Genomic DNA, 17,306 nt, shown 5'->3' with positions numbered 1-17,306 from the left:
GCAGGCACGCGCACCGGTCCCCGCGAGCCCGGCATGATCCGAACGAGAGGCTCCGGGCGTGGGGCCCGCCCGCCGGTCCGGCCCGCATGTCACTGTGGAGCCATGACCCTTGACGTTCGCCCGGCATCGGACTTCGAGGATGTCCGTGCACTCCTCGGCCCGAAGTCGTCGGGCGCCAACGTGTGCTGGTGCCTGAGCTACCGGATCCCGTCCACACTCAACAACGAACTGCGCGGTCCGGCGCGCGGTGCGCACGTCGCCGAGTTGTGCCGGCAGAAGCCCCCGCCCGGCGTGCTCGCCCATGACGGCGACGAGCCGGTCGGCTGGGCCGCCGTGGCTCCGCGCTCCGAGACCTCGTTCGCACGCAGCCGCAGGATTCCGCACGTCGACGACCTGCCCGTCTGGTCACTGTGGTGCATCCGCGTACGCCCCGGCCACCGGAAGCAGGGCATCTCGCACGCCCTCATCGCCGGCGCCGTCGAGTTCGCCCGCGCCAACGGCGCGCCGGCGATCGAGGCCTACCCGATCGACAACGGTGACGACAGAATCGACCTGACGATGGCCTACGCGGGGATCCGGAAGAACTTCGAGCGCGCCGGGTTCACGCATGCCGCCGACACCACGTCCGTGCTGGCGGGGCATCCCCGGGTCCTGATGCGCCTCGGCCTGCGCTGACGGCACTCCCCGGCCGGTACGAAGCCTGGCTCACCGCCGGCGCAGCTCGCCGAACCACCTCACGATGGCCGTCGTGGCGGCGACGTTGGACCCCAGATGACGCGACCCCTTGTAGTCGGCCTCCCCGAGATCGACGACCGGTACGCGCAGCCCCCTGCGGGCCAGAGCGGCCCGGCAGTGCTCCGTGTTCTCCGTGGTGGCCTGCTCGTCCCCCGTCGCCATGTAGAGCCGGACCGGAGCGCGGGGCTTCCAGTCGGTGCACACGGCGTCGGTCGTGCGCAGGGCCGCCGCCAGCGCTCCGGTCGGGTGCGTGAGCAGGGCGCGCCCGTGCTCCGTCAGCAGTTCGTCCAGGGAGTCCGGGATCCCCTGCATCAGTTCCTGTCCTGTGTGGGCCCCGTCGAAGAGTTCCTCGACGGTGTGCGCGTAGGTGCCCCGGAAGACCTCGGCGGGCCGGTCGTAGATGCGGTGCAGCCGGTTGAACGCCACCAGCGTGTACGCCGCGTACACCACACTGGACTTCTCATCCAGCGTGCCCGCGACCAGTGCGGGCAGCTCCGCTCCGCCGAAGTCGTACGCCCCGCTGACCGGGGCCAGCGCGCCCAGCCCGAACCAGCGGTCCTCGCCCGCCTCCAGAGCCCTGCCCAGCCCCAGGGCGGCCGACGCCCCCTGCGAGAATCCGGTGACGAGGACCTCGCGATCCAGTACGTGTCCGGTGCGGGGCGCGAAGGCGCGGGCGGCCCGCAGCATGTCCAGCGAGGCGGTGGTCTCGGAACCGATGTCCATCCACGGGTGGAGACCGGGGCCCTTGCCGAGCCCCAGGTAGTCGGGCGCGACCGCCGCCACACCGGCAGCCGCGTGCGCGATCACGGGCGCCGAGTGGAACACGGCTCGCCGCATGGACGGGGAGTCGTCCTTGTGGGAGCCGGTGCCGTGCGCGAAGGAGACCGGCTGCAGGTGGCGTTCCGTGCCGAGCGGCACCGCGAACAGCCCGCTGGCCGTGGTGGGTTGCCCTTTCGCGTCGACCGTCCGGTAGATCAGCCGGTAGGCGACCACTCCGTGACGGACCGTGTCGTCCCCGAACCCGGCAGTGCGCAGTTCGGCCGCCGCGGCGTGCGGGCTCGCGAGCGTGTACAGCTTCTCGGCGGAGACCAACGTCCCGCGGCCGGACTCCTGGCGAGGGGTTCGCTGTTCTGAGGCAGCGGCGACGGCCGGCGTGGTGGCGCCGGCGGCGACCGGACCGCTCAGCAGCACACCGCAGCAGACTGCTGCCACGTGCGCCCTCAGCCGTACTCGATGACGGGCCACGCCGAGCGCTGAAGTGGTGGGCGAGTGGGCCACAGGTTCCTCCAAGTACGTTTCGAAGACCGGCACTTCACCCTCGCGCGTCACGCGCGTGGGCGCACTGGTGCGGGCCCCCGGGCAGCCCTTGGTGCTTTCCCCCCTTGCTCGCGTGTTGCGCCTGCGTCGCGACCGCAGAGCCGAAAACCCCCAGGATCCGGGTGCTCGGTCCGGGCAGGATGACGGTCCCGCTGGGCCCTCGCGGCCCGCGCCGACCTGCCGCCGGAGGTGACCCGACGGCTTGCGGAGGATCCGGTCCCGGGGGTACGGGCGGAGCTGGCCGAGAACGCCGCGATCGACGACCCGGTGATGCGTACCCTGGCGGGCGATCACGACGACAGCTGGCGGCGCGGCCTCGCCCAGAACCCGAACGTGCCTCTCGACGTACTCATCGGCCTGTCCCGCACCACCCGGATCGGCGCCACCCTGCTGCCACGCATCGCCTCCGCCTCCCCCGCCGAAGTGGACGAACTGGCCGCGTCACCGGTCCCCGCCGCACGGATGCTCCTGGCCCTGCGCCGCGATCTTCCTACGGGGATCCGCGACGCGCTCGCTGCCGATCCCGACGCGAAGATGGTCAAGGCCATCGCTCCGCACTCCGGCCTCTCCGACGTACAGCTGCGGGACATGACCCGCCGTCACGGGACCCGGATCGCGGCTGGAGTGGCGGCCAACCCGGATGCGACACCGGGTCTGCTGGAAAGCCTGGCCCGGCACGATCCACCGGTGCGCAGGGCACTGCGCACCATCGCCCGGCACCCGCACGCACCCGCGTCGGCTCTCCTCGTCTGCCTGTCGGACGACAAGGCGCGGGAGGCGGCCGCCGCGCATCCTGCACTGCCGGGGCACGTCGTCGTCGCACTGCTCGCGGGCCCCGACCCGCAGGTGGCGGAAGCCGCGGCCACGAACCCGTCGCTGCCGTCCGCCGTGATGGGGGGCCTGGTGCCCCGCCCGTGAACCGGTGAGGAGACATACGTCACGAGCGGCCCTGTCACATTCTCCCGAGCCGGCCCGTCACAGAGGTGTACCCGTCGTCACCTCAAGGAGTTCACCATGGAAGCGCGTCTGAACCTGTTCGCCAACCCGCTGGCAGCCAAGTCCTTGAAGCACCTGGTCGCCGCGGGCAGGGCCTTCGCGGACTCGACACTGCCGGCCGCTACGGCGGAGCTGGTGAAGCTCCGCGCAAGTCAGATCAACGGCTGCGGTGTCTGCACCGACATGCACACCAAGGACGCCACAGCGGCCGGCGAGACGGCGACCCGCCTGCACCTCGTGGCCGCCTGGCGGGAGGCGACGGTGTTCACCGACGCCGAACGCGCCGCGCTGGAGCTGGCGGAGCAGGGCACCCGCATCGCGGACGCGGCCGGAGGCGTCACGGACGAGGCCTGGGCGAACGCCGCCAAGCACTTCGACGAGGACCAGCTCGTCGCACTCGTGGCGACCATCGCGTTCATCAACACCTTCAACCGGCTGAACCTCATCGTCCGGCAGCCCGCGGGCGACTACCAGCCCGGCCAGTTCGGATAGTCCCGAGCCTTCGGGACGAGACCGCCTCGGGGCTGCCCGTGTCAGCGGGTGGCCCCAAGGCGCCCGCTGGTCCGCGCCCGTCCGCGGGCACGGCCGGTCACTCCGTCCGGCGGGGCAGCCGCAGCTCGCCCGCTCTGAGGCCGGCCTGGAAGCGTGAGCCGGCGTCGAGCGTCGCCATGAGCTCCGCCACGCGTCGCCGATAGGTGCGCAGCGAGACGCCGAGCCGTCTGGCCGCCGATGCGTCGGTGAGCCCCGAGCCCAGCGCGTCGATGATCGTGCGGCCGTCGGCGTCGAGATGGGGGATGTCCCGCCTCAAGTAGGCGTCGAGCTCCATGGAGTTGTCCCAGAGGGCGGAGAACAGCGCGTGCACGCCGTCGACCACGGCGGTGGAAGTCGTCACGGTGTAGTCGCGGCCGGTGGGCGTATCCCGGCCCGCGAGGATCGTCACCCGCCGGTCGATGATGATCGTCTCGTGCGGCAGCGGCGAGCCGCTGATCCGGACGAGGGCGCCCTGACTCTGCACCAGTCGTACGTGCGCGCGCGTCGCCTCGTCTGCGAGCGCCATCGGGCTGAGCAGTTTGCGGGAGGTCAGCCCCGGAGAATCCGTGGCCCGCATGCGGTTACGGATCGCCGCCCGGGCCGCCGGCTGCGACCAGGTGTCGAGGTCCCGTGCCGCGCAGAGGAATTCGGTGCGCGCGGACTCGAAGAGGTGACCGGCACGCGCGATCAGCTCCGCGTCACCCTGAACCGAGAACATCTGTTCATTCCGCACTCCGCCAGTCTGGCAGCAAGCTGCCATGGGCTCGCCCTGCCTCACCCATGGCGCACACCATGGATCCCATGACGATCAAGACCTTCTCCCTCGGCGGAGACCTGACCATCCGGCGCCTCGGATTCGGCGCCATGCGCCTGGCGATGGGCACCTTCGACGGCCCCGCACGCGACCCGCGCACCGGCATCGCGGTGCTGCGGCGCGCAGTGGAGCTGGGCGTGAACCACATCGACACGGCGGGCTTCTACGGGAGGGGCACGGTCCGGGCCAACGAGCTGATCCGTACGGCTCTGGCTCCTTACCGGGACGGCCCGGTGATCGCGACGAAGGTCGGGCCCCTGCCCGGACCCGACGGTGTGCCGAGCGGACAGGCGACGCCCGGGCAGCTGCGCTCGCTGGTCGAGGCGGATCTGCGCGCCCTCGGCCTCGACCGGCTCGACCTGGTCTATCTGCGGGTGGGCGGCATGACGGGGCCGGGCGGCGAATCGATCGCGGAACGGTTCGCGGTACTGGCCGGGCTGCGGGAGGAGGGGCTGATCCGGCACCTGGGCGTCAGCAATGTCGACGCCGTCCAGTTCGCCGAGGCCCGGACGATCGCGCCCGTCGCGGCGGTGCAGAACCAGCACAGCGATGACCTGGAGCTGCTGGCGGAATGTGAGGCGTCGGGTATCGCGTACGTGCCGTACTTCCCGCTCGGCGGTGGCCGCAGCCCGCTCGACACCGAGCGGCTCACCGGGGTCGCGGCCGGGCTCGGCGCGACTGCCGCTCAGGTACGGATCGCCTCGCTGCTGGCCGTGTCGCCGTCGGTGCTGGCGATTCCTGGCACCGGTTCCCTGGACCACCTGGAGGAGAACCTCGCGGCGGACGACCTCGTGCTCGGTGGGGAAGACCTGCGGGAGCTTCGGGGCTGACCGTGAGGAGCCCGGTTTCGGCGTGCGGTGCGCCCTGCTGGAGGTGAAACGCCCCGCTCTTCCGACGGCAGGGGGACCATGGCCCCATGCCTCCCGCCGCCACACCTCCCCGAGCAGCCGGGGAGAAGGCGGCCCTCCGCCTTCTCCCCGACGAGGCCCTCCAGTCGTGCACGGTGGTCGCCAACAACACGATGAACCGCGAGCGTGGCCTCCACGGCGTCAACAGCTACGCCCGGGAGCTCGGGTTCGACCCGATCGCCCATCTTTCGGCCCGCTCCGCGTCACCGTCCTGGCTCGACCTGTGCAGCGGGGAAGGCCGTGCCCTGCGGGCTGCCGCGGCCCGGCTGCCCGCAACCGCCGTACTGACGGGGGTCGACCTCGTCGGCCCGCTCGATCCCGCTCCCCCGCCGCCGGGCGTCGAGCTCATCACGGCTTCCGTCACGGACTGGGAGGCTCCGCGGGCGTACGACCTGATCACCTGTGTCCACGGGCTGCACTACCTCGGTGACCAGTTGCGCATGCTCACGCGTGCCGCCTCCTGGCTGGCTCCCGACGGGCTGCTGGCCGCCCATTTCGACCCGGACTCGGTTCGCCGGCCCGACGGCAGCCCGGCCTCGCGCCCGGTGCTGGCCGCTCTGCGTACTGCCGGATTCACCTACGACGCGCGCCACCACCGGCTCACGCTCCGCGGCCCCCGCCTTGTCCGATTGCCTTTCCGCTACGCCGGCGCCGATCCGGCGGCGGGCCCGAACTACACCGGGCAACCCGCTGTCGCCTCGTACTACACCGCGGCGGACCACTGAAAGAGGCAGGGCCCGGAACCATTGGTTCCGGGCCCTGCCTCAGCAGTAGCGGGGACAGGATTTGAACCTGCGACCTCTGGGTTATGAGCCCAGCGAGCTACCGAGCTGCTCCACCCCGCGTCGTTGTGATCCCCAGCCTATGCCATCGCGCCGGTTTCCCCGACCACTCCTTCGCCGGGGCCGGAGCATCCGGTCGTCGCCACGGAAGCGGTCTCTCGCCTGACAACCGGCCGGTCGCACAAAGGTCATGTGTCGTACGGTAGTTGCCTCAGCACACTACGAAGAGGGAGTACGCGTATGCCGGTCGCGCTCGGTCTCGGTCTGCCGCAGACGAAGCAGTACGACTTCGGCCGCGACGTCACCGCTGTGGCACGCGCCGCGGAGGCCGTCGGGTACGAGAGCCTGTGGGTGTTCGAGCGCCTCCTCTTTCCCGAGCCCGCGGTTCAGGGCCTGTACGGCGTACCGGGGCTGGCCTGGCCCGACCATTACCGCAGCGTCGCCGATCCGCTGATCACACTCACGCTGGCCGCGGCGGCCACCGAGCGGGCCCGGCTCGGCACCAGTGTTCTCGTCGCCCCGTTGCACGTGCCCTTCCAGCTCGCCCGTTCGCTGGCGACGCTCGACGCCGCAAGCGGCGGCCGGGTGATCGCGGGGCTCGGCACCGGGTGGTCCCTGGACGAGTACGCGGCGGCTTCCGTGGCGCCTTTCGAGAAGCGCGGTGAGGTCCTCGACGAACTGCTGGACGTGTGCGCAGCCGTCTGGGGTCCGGCCCCCGTCTCGTACCAGGGCAATCTGACCACGATCGCACCGTCCGAGGTGGGGCCCAAGCCCGCGCGTCCCCTCCCCGTCTATCTGCCGGCCTCCGGCCCTCGGGCCACGCGCCGTCTGGTCGACCGGGCGGACGGCTGGATGCCCGTCGCCACCGGGGCCTCGCAGCTCGCCGAGCAGTGGCAGCGGGTGCGGGACGTCGCCGCCGAACGTGGGCGCCGCAGCCCGGTCGGGGTCTGCCTCCGTGCCAACGCGCGGTACAGCGCCACGCCTGTGCCCGGAGTGGACCGGCAGCCGTTCCACGGCAACGCCGCCCAGATCGTCGAGGAYCTCRCCGCGCATGCCGCGACGGGTGTTCCGGAGATCCTGCTCGACCTCCAGACCTCGCTCCGTGACGCCTCCGAACTCGTCGACGTGGCAACCGAGGTGTACGAGACAGCACGGGCGGCCGGGGTCTGACCGGGGCGGGCGCGCGGCGGCTCGGGCGCCCCAGTAGTTTCTCGTGGGCAGCTTCAGTGGAGACCGACGGAGGAACGTGCCCCATGGACGACCGCATCGCGCTGGCCGAACGGTTCGAGGAGGACAGGCGCCACCTCAAGGCGGTCGCGTACCGCATGCTGGGTTCGGCGAGTGAAGCCGACGACGCGGTGCAGGAGTCCTGGCTGAGGGCCTCCCAGGCCGATGTCAGTGAGGTGCGGAACCTGACCGGCTGGCTGACCACGGTGGTGGGCCGGGTCTGTCTGAACATGCTCCGCAGCCGGCGTACGCGCCATGAGGAGCCGCTTGACCGGTATGACCGGGCACCGGAAAGCGGTGAGGGGCAGGATCCGGAACAGGAGGCGCTCCTCGCCGACTCCGTCGGGCTCGCACTCCTGGTGGTGCTGGACAGGCTGGCTCCGGCGGAACGGCTCGCCTTCGTGCTGCACGACATGTTCGCGGTGCCGTTCGCCGAGATCGGCCCGCTGCTCGACCGTTCCCCCGACACCGCCCGGCAGCTGGCAAGCCGTGCCCGCCGCCGGGTGAAGGGCGGCACGGTGTCGGCGGACCCCGAGCCGTCCCGGCGTCGGCAGGTCGTCGAGGCGTTCCTGTCCGCCTCCCGTGCCGGGGACTTCGAGGCACTGGTGGCGCTGCTCCACCCCGATGTCGTGCTGCACGCCGACCCGTCCGTCATTCCCACCCCCGAGCCCGTCGTGGTCCGAGGCGCCCACACCGTGGCGAAGGGCGCGATGGCCGCCACCGGCCGTGCGCTGTTCACCGGGGTCGCGCTCGTCGACGGAAGGGCCGCGCTGGCGATGGCGCCGCACGGACGGCTGCGCCTGGTACTCGGCTTCACCCTGGTGGACGGTCTCATCACCGTGATCGACGTCGTCGCGGACCCGGACCGGATCGCCCGTCTCGACATCGGCGTCCTGGACGACTGACCCGGACCGGGGTCCGGTAGCCGACGCGTCGTCACCGTCGGCCCGGACCCCGGCTCCCCGGCCCGTTGTCGTACCCCTGTGGCAGGGTTTTCCCAGGGGCCGAACCCAGTGTCCCGATCCCACTGTCGGAGGCGGTCGCACGGCTGCCGAAGGAGCGCTCACCATGTCCGGACCCGACGATGCCCGTACGTCGCCGGCCGCCGCGGCGGCGCTGCTCGCGCCCGACCATCAGAGCGTGGGCGAACAGGTGCTGCACGCTTTCGACCACCCCGACGCCTACCTGCGCGAGCGCGCCGGCCGGCTGGCGGACCGCGGCATCGACGAGCCGGTGCCCGGCCTCGCGTGGATAGCGCTCGTCGATGCCCTGGCCGACCACCGGCTGCTCGCGGAGCTGGACTGGAAGGAGGACCCCCGGGAGGTCCGCTCCCAGTTGAGAGGGCTCGACTCGCGCCCGTCCGTGGACCCCTGGGTACTGGTCGTGGAGGACGACATGCTCCTGCCCACCGATGAGTTCCTGCGGAGCTGTGGGCGGCACTACGCGGATGTCGGTGCGGCGCTGGCCGTCCTGGACATCGAGTCCGACTGCTACCCCGTGGTGTGTCTGCGCGCCGCACGGGTGGAGGAGCTGACCGCGCTTGCGCGGCGGGCGGGTTTCACCGCGTGGGCGCTGGGAGTCTGATGGTGGGCGGCCCGACGGGGCTGCGGGCGGGACCGGTCGGGCTGTCAGGCCACCGTGCGGGTCAGGAGACGGTAGGTGACGCCGTCCTTGGTCCGGGCCAGCTTGCCGCCGATGACCAGATAGCGGCGGAGCGCGGCGCAGTCCTCGTGGACGGTGAGGAGGGCGTCGTTGACTTCGCGTTCGGTGTAGGTACGGTCGGGCCGGAACAGCGTGTGCGCGAGGTGTTCCAGGAGCTGCTCGCGACGTGCCGTCTTGCGCGGGATCGTTGTCAGTCGCCCTTGGGAGAAGAGGGCGGCCACACCATGGCTGGAGCTTGATTGGTCGGACATGCCCCGGAGCCTCTCAGCCGGATCCGGCGCGCGGCAACAGATTTCTCGGTGGCCCCGGTCCGCTCCGGCGCGCGGGACGGAGCTACGGCACCTGCTGCCGCGCGGCCCGAGGCCTGCGGGGGTACCGAGTTGACGTGCGGGAACCCCCACGGTTTCCTGCTGCGATGACTCAACTTCGCATCGAGCAGATCGAGCAGGCGGACGGCGACACCGTGCTCGGGCACTGGCAGTACGTCCACAACACGATCATCCCCACGGCCGTGCTGTCGCTCGCCGAGGTGCGCGAGCGTGCCGGACGCAACCGGCTCACCGTCGCGTATCTCGACGAGGTACCGATCGGCTGCTCGACCGTGCGCCCGCCCGCCGACGGCGCTTCGGTGGCCACCGTGATCGCGCGCATACTTCCGGACCACCGCGGCAGGGGATTCGGCGGACAGTTGTACGAGCGCGGTCTGGCGGACGCACGCGCGCTCGGCGCCGAGGTGATCGAGACCTGCGTGCTGGAGTCCAACCCGGAAGGGCTGAGCTTCGCGCTCGGCCGCGGATTCGTCGAGACCGAGCGCTACGTACTGCCCGGTGACAGCGTGCCGTTCATCGATCTTCGGCTGGTCTGACCCCGCGGCGGAAGGCGGCGCTCCGCGGGGGGCCGCGGAGCGCCTGCTGTCAGTCCTGGAGGGCGGCGAGTTCGCGCACCGTCGCCATGTCGCTGAAGGGGATGAGCTGTTCGCCGACGATCTGGAAGGGCTCGCTGCCCTTCCCCGCCACCAGCACGATGTCGTCGGGCCCGGCCGCCGACAGGGCGAAGGCGATCGCCGCGCGCCGGTCCGCGTGGCGTTCGAAACTCGTTCCCGTGGCCATGAGGCCGGGGGTGATCTGGTCCATGATCGCCTCGGGATCCTCGTTCCTCGGGTTGTCGGAGGTCAGGACGCAGAGGTCGGAGCGGGCCCCGGCGATCTCGCCCATGCGTGCCCGCTTCGTGACGTCCCGGTCTCCCCCGCAGCCGAACACGGTGATGACCCGGCCCGTGGCGAAGTCCCGTACGGCGCTCAGCACCTTGTCCAGGGAGTCCGGTGAGTGGGCGTAGTCCACGATCACGGCCGTGCCGCGCGGTGTCTCGAACCGTTCGAGCCGCCCGGGAACCGGCGGCATCCGGTCGAGCGCCGCCACCAGCCCGGCGAGGTCGTGTCCCAGCAGGTGGCAGGCCGCCACGGAGGCGAGTGCGTTGGAGACCGAGAAGCGCCCCGGCACCGGGATCGCCGCCGGGTACTTGCTGCCCTCGTGGTGCAGGGTGAAGCGGGTGCCGAAGGCGTCCATGCTCAGGTCGGTGGCACGGAAGTCGGCCGGCGCGTCGATCCCGTACGTGGTGACCCTGCCCGGCATCGTCGGCACGATGGCGGCCCCCACCGGGTCGTCCACGTTGACCACGGCACTGCGGCACAACCCCTGGAAGAGACGGAGTTTGGCGTCGCGGTAGTGCTCCATGGTGCCGTGGTCGTCCAGGTGGTCCTGGGTGAGGTTGGTGAAGATGCCCACGTCCAGGAAGGCGTGGTCGACCCTGTGGTGCAGCAGGCCCATCGACGTGGCCTCCAGGACCACGGTGGAGACCTCCTCGTCGCGCATCCGGCCGAGGAGGTACTGGAAGTCCGGTGATTCCGGCGTGGACAGGACCGAGCGGGGCATCGGGATGAGCGCGTCGCCGATGCGGCTGCCCGCCGTTCCGATGACTCCGACCTTCGCACCCTCCGCGATCCTCAGCAGGGACTCGACCATGTACGAGACGGAGGTCTTCCCGTTGGTGCCGGTGACGGCCACCATGTTCATGGCACGGCCGGGTTCTCCGAAGTACCGGGAGGTCACGACGGCCGCCGCGGTCCGGGTGTCCGCCACCCGCACGACGCACGCCCCGGTGCCCGCGGCGTGCACCGCGGCCAGGATCTTCGGCGCCCCGCTGTCCAGGAGCACGGCGACGGCTCCCCGCGCCAGCGCCTGGCCGACGGCCTCGGGGCCGCCCTCCAGATGCCCGGGAACGGCGATGTAGAGCGAGCCGGGCGTGACGCGATGGGCGTCGAAGCAGGCTCCGGCGGCGATCGGGGTCTCCGGATCACCGAGGAGGACCTCGTGATCGTGACCGGCCAGCAACTCCCTCAGGTTCATGCGGGGTCCTCTCGAGAATGCGGCTCGGCCCGTCGGCCGCCGTCTCGGGGTTGCCGACGGCGCGCCGCGGGAGCTGCGCATGGTGCGGGGTGCTGCGGTCTGCGCAGCGAAGGGGTGGGGCGGCTCCACTGGCGGAGCGGGGGTGCGCGGCCGGGACGGGAAAGTGCGTCGCGGGGCGGCCGGCGGCGGTGGGGTCCTGGTCAGCCGTGGCCGTGCAGGGCGCGGCAGCGCGCCCGGGGAGCGGCGGGGCCCAGCAGTTGGGACGCCTGTCGCAGGCACTCCCTCACCGCATCCATGTGACCCATATGGGGAGTGTACGTCCCGTGGGCGGTGCCGGATCCCGGTCGTCGTCGCAGCCAGGGACGGGAGAGCTCCGTGTGAGGTCGTCGGGCCGGTGACTCCGCCGGCTGGGGGCCGTCTGATCGCGGTCGGTCAGGCGGGGCGCTCGTGCGCATGCCGAGGGCCTGCCACAGGGGAGCGGTGTGCTCCCGTGCGACAGGCCCCTCGGGACCGGTCGTCCGGTGTCAGGCCGTGTGCAGGGTCAGCCCGTAGCGGTTCAGGATCTCGTTGACCGGCTGGTGCCAGGTCTCGCCGCCGGAGCTGCAGTTGCCCCAGCCGCCCGAGGTGACTCCCTGTGCCTGGTCCCCGCTGATGAAGGATCCGCCGGAGTCGCCGGGTTCGGCGCACACGCTGGTCTTGGTCATCTGGTGGACCGCGCCCTGGCTGTAGTTCACCGTCTCGTTGGTGGCGAGAACGCTTCCGCAGTGCCAGTGCGAGGTGGATCCGGAACGGCAGACCGAGGCCCCGACCGGTGCCACGGCGGAGCCGCGTACCAGTTGGTCCGAGACCGTTCCCCAGCCGAGCACCACGGGGACGGTCCACCAGCCGTTGCCCACACTGACCCAGGCGTAGTCGTTGTCCGGGAAGGAGGACCCCTGGAAGCTGCCGATCCCTGACCCGTCCCAGCCTCTGACGGAGGCGCCCGCCTGTCCGCAGTGTCCGGCGGTGACGAAGCCGCCGTACACGGAGAAACCGATGGAGCACCGGACGTTGCCCGTGTAGTACGGGTCTCCGCCGACGGTCCCGGCGGAGAACGTCCGCGGGGCCTCGGCGGTGTGCTCGACGGCTACGGGACCGGCGTCCCGGGCCCGCTCGACGAACTGTCGGACATCGTTGTCGGAACGCGCCGAGGAGACGACGTCGACGACGACCTTGTTGGCCTCGGGGTCGACGTGCCAGCTGCTGACACCGGCGGGTGCCTGGAGACGGTCGATCTTCGCCTTGGCGGCGTCGAGACTGCGCGCGGTGTGCGTGACCAGGCGGACGGCGGCGCCCGTCGCCCGTACGGCGGCTGCCTTCTTCTGGCTGGTGACGGCGACGGTGAGGCCGCCCGTGGCCGGGTCGAACCAGGAACCGCCGTACGCCGCTCCGGCGGCGCGTTGTGCGGCGGGCTGGATCGCGGTCGCCGACTTCTCCGCGGAGAGCCGCGCCTTGGCCTGACTTTCCGTCAGGCCGAGGTCCTTCTGCATGGCGGCGAGCAGGCCGGCGGACGCCTGCCGTGTGTCGGTGGCGCTGCGGTCGCTGGTGGTGGGGGTGTCGGCGGCCTGGGCGGACGGGAAGCCCGCTCCCGCCCAGGCTCCGAGGAGGAGCACGGCGGACAGGGCGGTGCGTAAGGCCGTGGTGCGTCTCATGGTGTTGGCCCTTCTGTTGTTCCGGCGACGTGGGGGAGGAACAGCAGGCGTCCGGGGGACGCCCGCTTGAGAGCGCTCTCAGAGTGTGCCGATCCGGACTGTAGCCGAGCACCGTTAGCAGGTCCATGCCAATGACGCGGCCGATCCGGCGGGCCCGTGTCAGGGCCGCGCCGGGCGGTAGGTGAACGGGCTCCACAGCTCACGCAGAGCCTCGCCGTCCCGCCAGGAGCCGGACCCCACGGCAGCGTCCGCCGCTCCCCAGATCCTGATCGCGGCCCGCGACGCGTCGCCGAGCGGCTGCCACCCCGGATCACCGGCGGCCGCGAATGCCGCCCAGGCCGCGACCATCCGGGCCGAGAGGCGGTGGTCCTCGGGCGTGGGCGGACCACCGATCAGGAAATGGGCGCTCGCGTCGGCGATGTTCCCGAAGGCGAAGGGAACGTCCGCACAGTGCCAGGCGTACACCCCCGGCCCGGCACCACCCCGCTGCCGGGCGAAGCGCGACAGGAAGGTGCGCCCACCGCCCCGCACGTGCGCGTCGGCGAGCCGGTTGCTGTACTCGCCGTACATCAGGTCCCCGGCCACCGCGAGGTAGGTCTCGTACACCGACGCCTCGGGCATGATGCGGCGGTAGCCCTCCAGCACGGGGTCCGGGATCCCGAAGTCCTCGGCGAAGCGGCTCAGTTCCGTCATGGTCGTGACCTCGGCGCTGCTGCCGACGGCGTCGAACAGCCAGTACTCCTGGGTGGTGTGGCAGACGAGAAGATCCACGCCGGAGGCCACCCCGTCCGCCAGGGCCCCCAGCGGGTCGGCACGCAGGAGACGCCCGTCGGCGACCGGGCCGAAGATGACGGGGTCCCAGGAGATGTGTCCGGAGTGCGGGTCCTGCCGGTATCCGTCCGCCACCGCGTCGGACGCCCTCACCAGGGCGTGCGGGGACGCGGCCGCCAGGCCCGTGTGCGTCGCGGGGACCCCCGCCTCGGCGGCCACCTTCCGCGTGACGTGCTCGGCGAGTTCCGGGGCGAAGACCGGGCCCACCGCACTGTGCGCGATCGCCCTCCGGAACAGCCCCCGCGCCCCGTCCATGGCCATCAGGCAGGCCACCGATGTCGCACCGGCGGACTGACCGGCCACGGTGACGTGGTCCGGCGCCCCGCCGAAGGAGGCGATGTTGTCGCGCACCCACTCCAGTGCGGCGATCTGGTCGAGCAGTCCGCGGTTCGGCGGGCAGCCGTCCTCGTCGTCGGCCGGCACGTGGCCGAAGCCCTCGAACCCGACCCGGTAGTTGAGGGTGACCACCACGAGGCCGGCGCGGGCGAGCGCCGCGCCGTCGAAGTCCGGCTGGGCGCTCGACCCGAAGGTGTAAGCCCCTCCATGGATCCAGACCAGCACCGGCAGGGGGCGCGTCTCGGCCCCGCTCCCCCGCTCGGGGGTCCAGACGTTGAGGCTGAGGATGTCCTCGTCACCGGGCGACCAGCGCGGTGCGCCCGGCAGCTCCGCCGACTGCGGCGAGACCGCGCCGTACTCCACGCAGTCGCGGACGCCCGCCCATGCGTGCCGTGGGCGGGGTTCCCTGAACCGGGCGGCGCCGAAAGGCGGTTCGGCGTACGGAACGCCGAGTACGGCGACGATGCCCCGGTCCGGGGCACGACCGCGTACTCGGCCGCTCACCGTGTCGAAAACAGTGGTCAAGGCTGCTCTGCCATCCTTCGCTCGCCGCCCGGCCGGACGGCAGGAAGATCAGAATGGCAGAGCGGCCGACTGCGGTGCGAACGGATTGCCCGTCGCCGCACACGGGTGCGTCAACGGGTGGAGAAGGCGTGCAGGGTCGTCGAACGGTAGGTCCGGCCGGGGCGCAGCACCGTGGAGGGGAAGGACGGCTGGTTGGGTGCGTCGGGGAAGTGCTGGGCCTCCAGGCAGAAGGCGTCGCCCTGCCGGTAGAGGCGGCCGGAGGTGCCGGTGAGGGTGCCGTCGAGGAAGTTCCCGGTGTAGAGCTGCATGCCGGGTTCGGTGGTGTACATCTTCATGACCCGGCCGGATTCGGGGTGGGTGACGGTGAGCGCGTACTCGGGCCGGGACGTGAGCCCCTTGTCCAGTACGTAGTTGTGGTCGATGCCCTGGGCGATCACGGTCTGCTCGTGCGGGGTGCGGGCCTGGGGGCCGATGCTTCTGGCACGGCGGAAGTCGAAGGGGGTGCGGGCTACGGGAGCGAGTTCGCCGGTCGGGATGAGCGTGGAGCCCACCGGGGTGTAGCGGGTGGCGGCCAGTTCCAGCTGATGCCCGTCGATCGTGCCGCTTCCCTCCCCCGCCAGGTTGAAGTACGTGTGGCTGGTGAGGTTGACGACGGTGGCCCGGTCGGTCGTGGCCTCGTAGTCGATGCGCCAGGCGCCGCGCGGGGTGAGGGTGTAGGTGACGCGGACGGCCAGGTTGCCGGGGTATCCGGCCTCGCCGTCCGGGCTGGTCCGGGTGAGGACCAGCCCCGTGTCCGCGCCTCGGGTGAAGGGCTCGACGGTCCACATCCGCTTGTCGAAGCCCCGGTCACCGCCGTGCAGGCTGTTGGGGCCGTCGTTGACGGGGAGCTGGTAGGTGGCGCCGTCCAGGGTGAACCGCCCGTCGGCGATGCGGTTTCCGTAGCGGCCGATGAGTCCGCCGAAGTAGGGCGACTTGGCGACGTAGTCGTCGAGGTTGTCGAAGCCGAGGGCGATACCGGTGGTCCTGCCGTGGCGGTCGGCGGTCTCCAGGGACTGGATGATGCCGCCGTAGGAAAGGGCCTTCAGCGTTGTCCCGCCGTTGCTCAGGGTCCAGCGGTGGACCGCCGTGCCGTCGGCGAGCCGGCCGAATAGCTCCTTCACGGGGGCCTGTCCGAATGGGCTGCGACGGCCGTCGGATGCGTGGGCGGCGCCCGCGCCGGCAGCGGTGATGCCTGCGGCGGCCGCGGCCGTCAGCACGGTGCGTCGGGTGGTGCTGGGCATGGGTGAATCCTTGACGGGGAGGGAGTTACGAGCCGACCTTGCGTTTGTTGTAGACGTCGAAGCCGACGGCGGCGAGCAGCACCAGCCCCTTGATGACCTGCTGGTAGTCGGTGCCGATCCCCACGAGCGACATGCCGTTGTTGAGGACGCCGAGGACGAGTCCGCCGATGATGGCGCCGAAGACCGTGCCGACGCCGCCGCTCATGGAGGCTCCGCCGATGAAGGCCGCGGCGATGGCCTCCAGTTCGAAGTTGGTTCCCGCCTGGGGTACGCCGGCGTTGAGGCGTGCGGCGTAGACGATGCCGGCGAGCGCGGCGAGCACGCCCATGTTCACGAAGACGAGGAACGTGACGCGCTGGTCCTTGACGCCGGAGAGCTTCGCGGCGGCGCGGTTGCCGCCGAGCGCGTACACATGACGGCCGACGATGGCGTTGCGCATGACGTAGCCGAAGCCGATGAGGAGAACGGCGAGCAGGAGGAGGACTACGGGGACTCCGCGGTAGCTGGCCAGGGTCATGGTGAAGGCGAGTACGGCCGCGGCCAGGGCCACGCACTTGGCGAGGAAGATGTTGCGGGGCAGCACGTCCAGTTCGTAGCGCTGCTGACGGCGCCGGTCGCGGACTTCCTGGAGGAGGGCGAAGGCCAGGAGCGCACAGCCCATGAGGAGGGTCAGGTTGTGGTAGTTGGTCTCGGGACCGATCTCGGGGAGGTAGCCGGTGGAGATCTTCTGGAAGCCCTCGGGGAACGGGCCGAGCGAGCGGCTGCCCAGGAGGATCTGTGTGCCGCCGCGGAACAGCAGCATTCCGGCCAGGGTGACGATGAACGACGGGATGCCGACGTACGCGATCCAGAAGCCCTGCCAGGCGCCCGCGACCGCTCCGACGATCAGGGAGAGCACGAGGGCCAGGACCCAGGGAACATCGTGCTCGACCATCATGACCGCGGCGGCCGCGGAGACGAACGCGGCCAGTGATCCGACGGACAGGTCGATGTGCCCGGCGATGATGACGATCATCATGCCGATGGCGAGAACCAGGATGTAGCTGTTCTGGAGGACGAGGTTGGTGACGTTGTTCGGCTTGAGCAGGACTCCGTCGGTCCATATCTCGAAGAGGACGACGATCAGCCCGAGGGCGATGAGCATCCCGTACTGGCGCATGTTGCGGCGGGCCGCGTCCAGGAGGAGGGTGCCGGTCGCCGGGGGCGCGGCCGGGGATTCCTTGCCGGTGCGCTGCGGGGTGTCGGTGGTGGCCTGGGGCATTCCTG

16 protein-coding genes, 1 tRNA gene and 1 pseudogene are annotated in these 17,306 nt (G+C 71.4%); 9 read left to right on the top strand and 9 right to left on the bottom strand.

The features are described 5' to 3' along the window. Nucleotides 1-102: 102 nt before the first annotated feature. Nucleotides 103-675, top strand: a complete 573-nt coding sequence (locus EAO72_RS18765; RefSeq protein ID WP_148018491.1) for a GNAT family N-acetyltransferase — start codon at nt 103-105, stop codon at nt 673-675. A gap of 30 nt (nt 676-705) precedes the next feature. On the opposite strand, the gene EAO72_RS18760 is transcribed toward EAO72_RS18765, so the two are convergent. Continuing rightward, complete coding sequence (locus EAO72_RS18760; protein WP_261991573.1) at nt 706-1,947, bottom strand: alpha/beta fold hydrolase; 1,242 nt, start codon at nt 1,945-1,947, stop codon at nt 706-708. Nucleotides 1,948-2,202: 255 nt separating this feature from the next. Here EAO72_RS18760 and EAO72_RS18755 point away from each other — a divergent pair. Further along, a pseudogene (locus tag EAO72_RS18755) lies at nt 2,203-2,970 on the top strand (hypothetical protein); the annotation flags it as partial. Nucleotides 2,971-3,066: 96 nt separating this feature from the next. Further along, nucleotides 3,067-3,540: a carboxymuconolactone decarboxylase family protein gene (locus EAO72_RS18750; protein WP_148018488.1), complete on the top strand. Its 474-nt coding sequence runs from the start codon at nt 3,067-3,069 to the stop codon at nt 3,538-3,540. Nucleotides 3,541-3,637: 97 nt separating this feature from the next. On the opposite strand, the gene EAO72_RS18745 is transcribed toward EAO72_RS18750, so the two are convergent. Continuing rightward, nucleotides 3,638-4,312, bottom strand: coding sequence for a helix-turn-helix domain-containing protein (locus EAO72_RS18745; RefSeq protein WP_187285129.1), 675 nt, complete (start codon nt 4,310-4,312; stop codon nt 3,638-3,640). A 68-nt stretch (nt 4,313-4,380) separates the two neighbouring features. Here EAO72_RS18745 and EAO72_RS18740 point away from each other — a divergent pair, with 68 nt between their 5' ends. Together EAO72_RS18740 and EAO72_RS18735 are read left to right on the top strand one after the other, a co-directional pair. Further along, on the top strand, nt 4,381-5,223 hold the full coding sequence (locus tag EAO72_RS18740) for an aldo/keto reductase (protein ID WP_148018486.1): 843 nt from the start codon (nt 4,381-4,383) through the stop codon (nt 5,221-5,223). A gap of 86 nt (nt 5,224-5,309) precedes the next feature. Beyond that, nucleotides 5,310-6,026, top strand: coding sequence for a class I SAM-dependent methyltransferase (locus tag EAO72_RS18735; protein ID WP_148018485.1), 717 nt, complete (start codon nt 5,310-5,312; stop codon nt 6,024-6,026). A 46-nt stretch (nt 6,027-6,072) separates the two neighbouring features. Here EAO72_RS18735 and EAO72_RS18730 read toward each other — a convergent pair. Next, nucleotides 6,073-6,146: transfer RNA gene (locus EAO72_RS18730), tRNA-Met, on the bottom strand. Nucleotides 6,147-6,323: 177 nt separating this feature from the next. Here EAO72_RS18730 and EAO72_RS18725 point away from each other — a divergent pair. The 3 genes from EAO72_RS18725 to EAO72_RS18715 all read left to right on the top strand — a co-directional run bounded on the left by EAO72_RS18725 (nt 6,324) and on the right by EAO72_RS18715 (nt 8,894). Beyond that, nucleotides 6,324-7,253, top strand: a complete 930-nt coding sequence (locus EAO72_RS18725; protein WP_148018484.1) for an LLM class F420-dependent oxidoreductase — start codon at nt 6,324-6,326, stop codon at nt 7,251-7,253. A gap of 83 nt (nt 7,254-7,336) precedes the next feature. Then, nucleotides 7,337-8,215, top strand: coding sequence for a sigma-70 family RNA polymerase sigma factor (locus EAO72_RS18720; RefSeq protein WP_148018483.1), 879 nt, complete (start codon nt 7,337-7,339; stop codon nt 8,213-8,215). 163 nt (nt 8,216-8,378) lie between these two features. Then, the gene (locus EAO72_RS18715; RefSeq protein WP_148018482.1) at nt 8,379-8,894 is read left to right on the top strand and encodes a DUF6630 family protein; all 516 of its coding nucleotides are present in this window, start codon (nt 8,379-8,381) and stop codon (nt 8,892-8,894) included. 44 nt (nt 8,895-8,938) lie between these two features. On the opposite strand, the gene EAO72_RS18710 is transcribed toward EAO72_RS18715, so the two are convergent. Beyond that, on the bottom strand, nt 8,939-9,223 hold the full coding sequence (locus EAO72_RS18710; protein ID WP_148018481.1) for a DUF2087 domain-containing protein: 285 nt from the start codon (nt 9,221-9,223) through the stop codon (nt 8,939-8,941). 164 nt (nt 9,224-9,387) lie between these two features. Here EAO72_RS18710 and EAO72_RS18705 point away from each other — a divergent pair, with 164 nt between their 5' ends. Further along, on the top strand, nt 9,388-9,837 hold the full coding sequence (locus EAO72_RS18705; RefSeq protein WP_148018480.1) for a GNAT family N-acetyltransferase: 450 nt from the start codon (nt 9,388-9,390) through the stop codon (nt 9,835-9,837). 49 nt (nt 9,838-9,886) lie between these two features. On the opposite strand, the gene EAO72_RS18700 is transcribed toward EAO72_RS18705, so the two are convergent. The 5 genes from EAO72_RS18700 to mmsB all read right to left on the bottom strand — a co-directional run bounded on the left by EAO72_RS18700 (nt 9,887) and on the right by mmsB (nt 17,301). Beyond that, the gene (locus EAO72_RS18700; protein WP_148018479.1) at nt 9,887-11,377 is read right to left on the bottom strand and encodes a UDP-N-acetylmuramoyl-L-alanyl-D-glutamate--2,6-diaminopimelate ligase; all 1,491 of its coding nucleotides are present in this window, start codon (nt 11,375-11,377) and stop codon (nt 9,887-9,889) included. A 524-nt stretch (nt 11,378-11,901) separates the two neighbouring features. Further along, entirely contained in the window at nt 11,902-13,068 is a 1,167-nt protein-coding gene (locus EAO72_RS18695) for a S1 family peptidase (protein WP_148018478.1), read from the bottom strand. Nucleotides 13,069-13,227: 159 nt separating this feature from the next. Continuing rightward, entirely contained in the window at nt 13,228-14,760 is a 1,533-nt protein-coding gene (locus EAO72_RS18690) for a carboxylesterase/lipase family protein (RefSeq protein WP_148018477.1), read from the bottom strand. Nucleotides 14,761-14,870: 110 nt separating this feature from the next. Continuing rightward, nucleotides 14,871-16,040 carry an aldose epimerase family protein gene (locus EAO72_RS18685; protein WP_148018476.1) on the bottom strand — a complete coding sequence of 390 codons (1,170 nt, stop codon included), beginning with the start codon at nt 16,038-16,040 and terminating at the stop codon, nt 14,871-14,873. A 25-nt stretch (nt 16,041-16,065) separates the two neighbouring features. Beyond that, nucleotides 16,066-17,301: a multiple monosaccharide ABC transporter permease gene (mmsB, locus tag EAO72_RS18680; protein WP_148018475.1), complete on the bottom strand. Its 1,236-nt coding sequence runs from the start codon at nt 17,299-17,301 to the stop codon at nt 16,066-16,068. Between the last annotated feature and the right edge of the window lie 5 nt (nt 17,302-17,306).

This window comes from Streptomyces sp. OR43 (assembly GCF_008042275.1).
GTDB lineage: Bacteria > Actinomycetota > Actinomycetes > Streptomycetales > Streptomycetaceae > Streptomyces.
This window is presented reverse-complemented; position numbering and strand designations above follow the sequence as displayed.

Coding starts and splice junctions, on each gene's coding strand:
- EAO72_RS18695 (WP_148018478.1), bottom strand. CDS start 13,068: ATGAGACGCACCACGGCCTTACGCACCGCCCTGTCCGCCGTGCTCCTC.
- EAO72_RS18720 (WP_148018483.1), top strand. CDS start 7,337: ATGGACGACCGCATCGCGCTGGCCGAACGGTTCGAGGAGGACAGGCGC.
- mmsB (WP_148018475.1), bottom strand. CDS start 17,301: ATGCCCCAGGCCACCACCGACACCCCGCAGCGCACCGGCAAGGAATCC.
- EAO72_RS18750 (WP_148018488.1), top strand. CDS start 3,067: ATGGAAGCGCGTCTGAACCTGTTCGCCAACCCGCTGGCAGCCAAGTCC.
- EAO72_RS18765 (WP_148018491.1), top strand. CDS start 103: ATGACCCTTGACGTTCGCCCGGCATCGGACTTCGAGGATGTCCGTGCA.
- EAO72_RS18715 (WP_148018482.1), top strand. CDS start 8,379: ATGTCCGGACCCGACGATGCCCGTACGTCGCCGGCCGCCGCGGCGGCG.
- EAO72_RS18710 (WP_148018481.1), bottom strand. CDS start 9,223: ATGTCCGACCAATCAAGCTCCAGCCATGGTGTGGCCGCCCTCTTCTCC.
- EAO72_RS18685 (WP_148018476.1), bottom strand. CDS start 16,040: ATGCCCAGCACCACCCGACGCACCGTGCTGACGGCCGCGGCCGCCGCA.
- EAO72_RS18735 (WP_148018485.1), top strand. CDS start 5,310: ATGCCTCCCGCCGCCACACCTCCCCGAGCAGCCGGGGAGAAGGCGGCC.
- EAO72_RS18740 (WP_148018486.1), top strand. CDS start 4,381: ATGACGATCAAGACCTTCTCCCTCGGCGGAGACCTGACCATCCGGCGC.
- EAO72_RS18705 (WP_148018480.1), top strand. CDS start 9,388: ATGACTCAACTTCGCATCGAGCAGATCGAGCAGGCGGACGGCGACACC.
- EAO72_RS18700 (WP_148018479.1), bottom strand. CDS start 11,377: ATGAACCTGAGGGAGTTGCTGGCCGGTCACGATCACGAGGTCCTCCTC.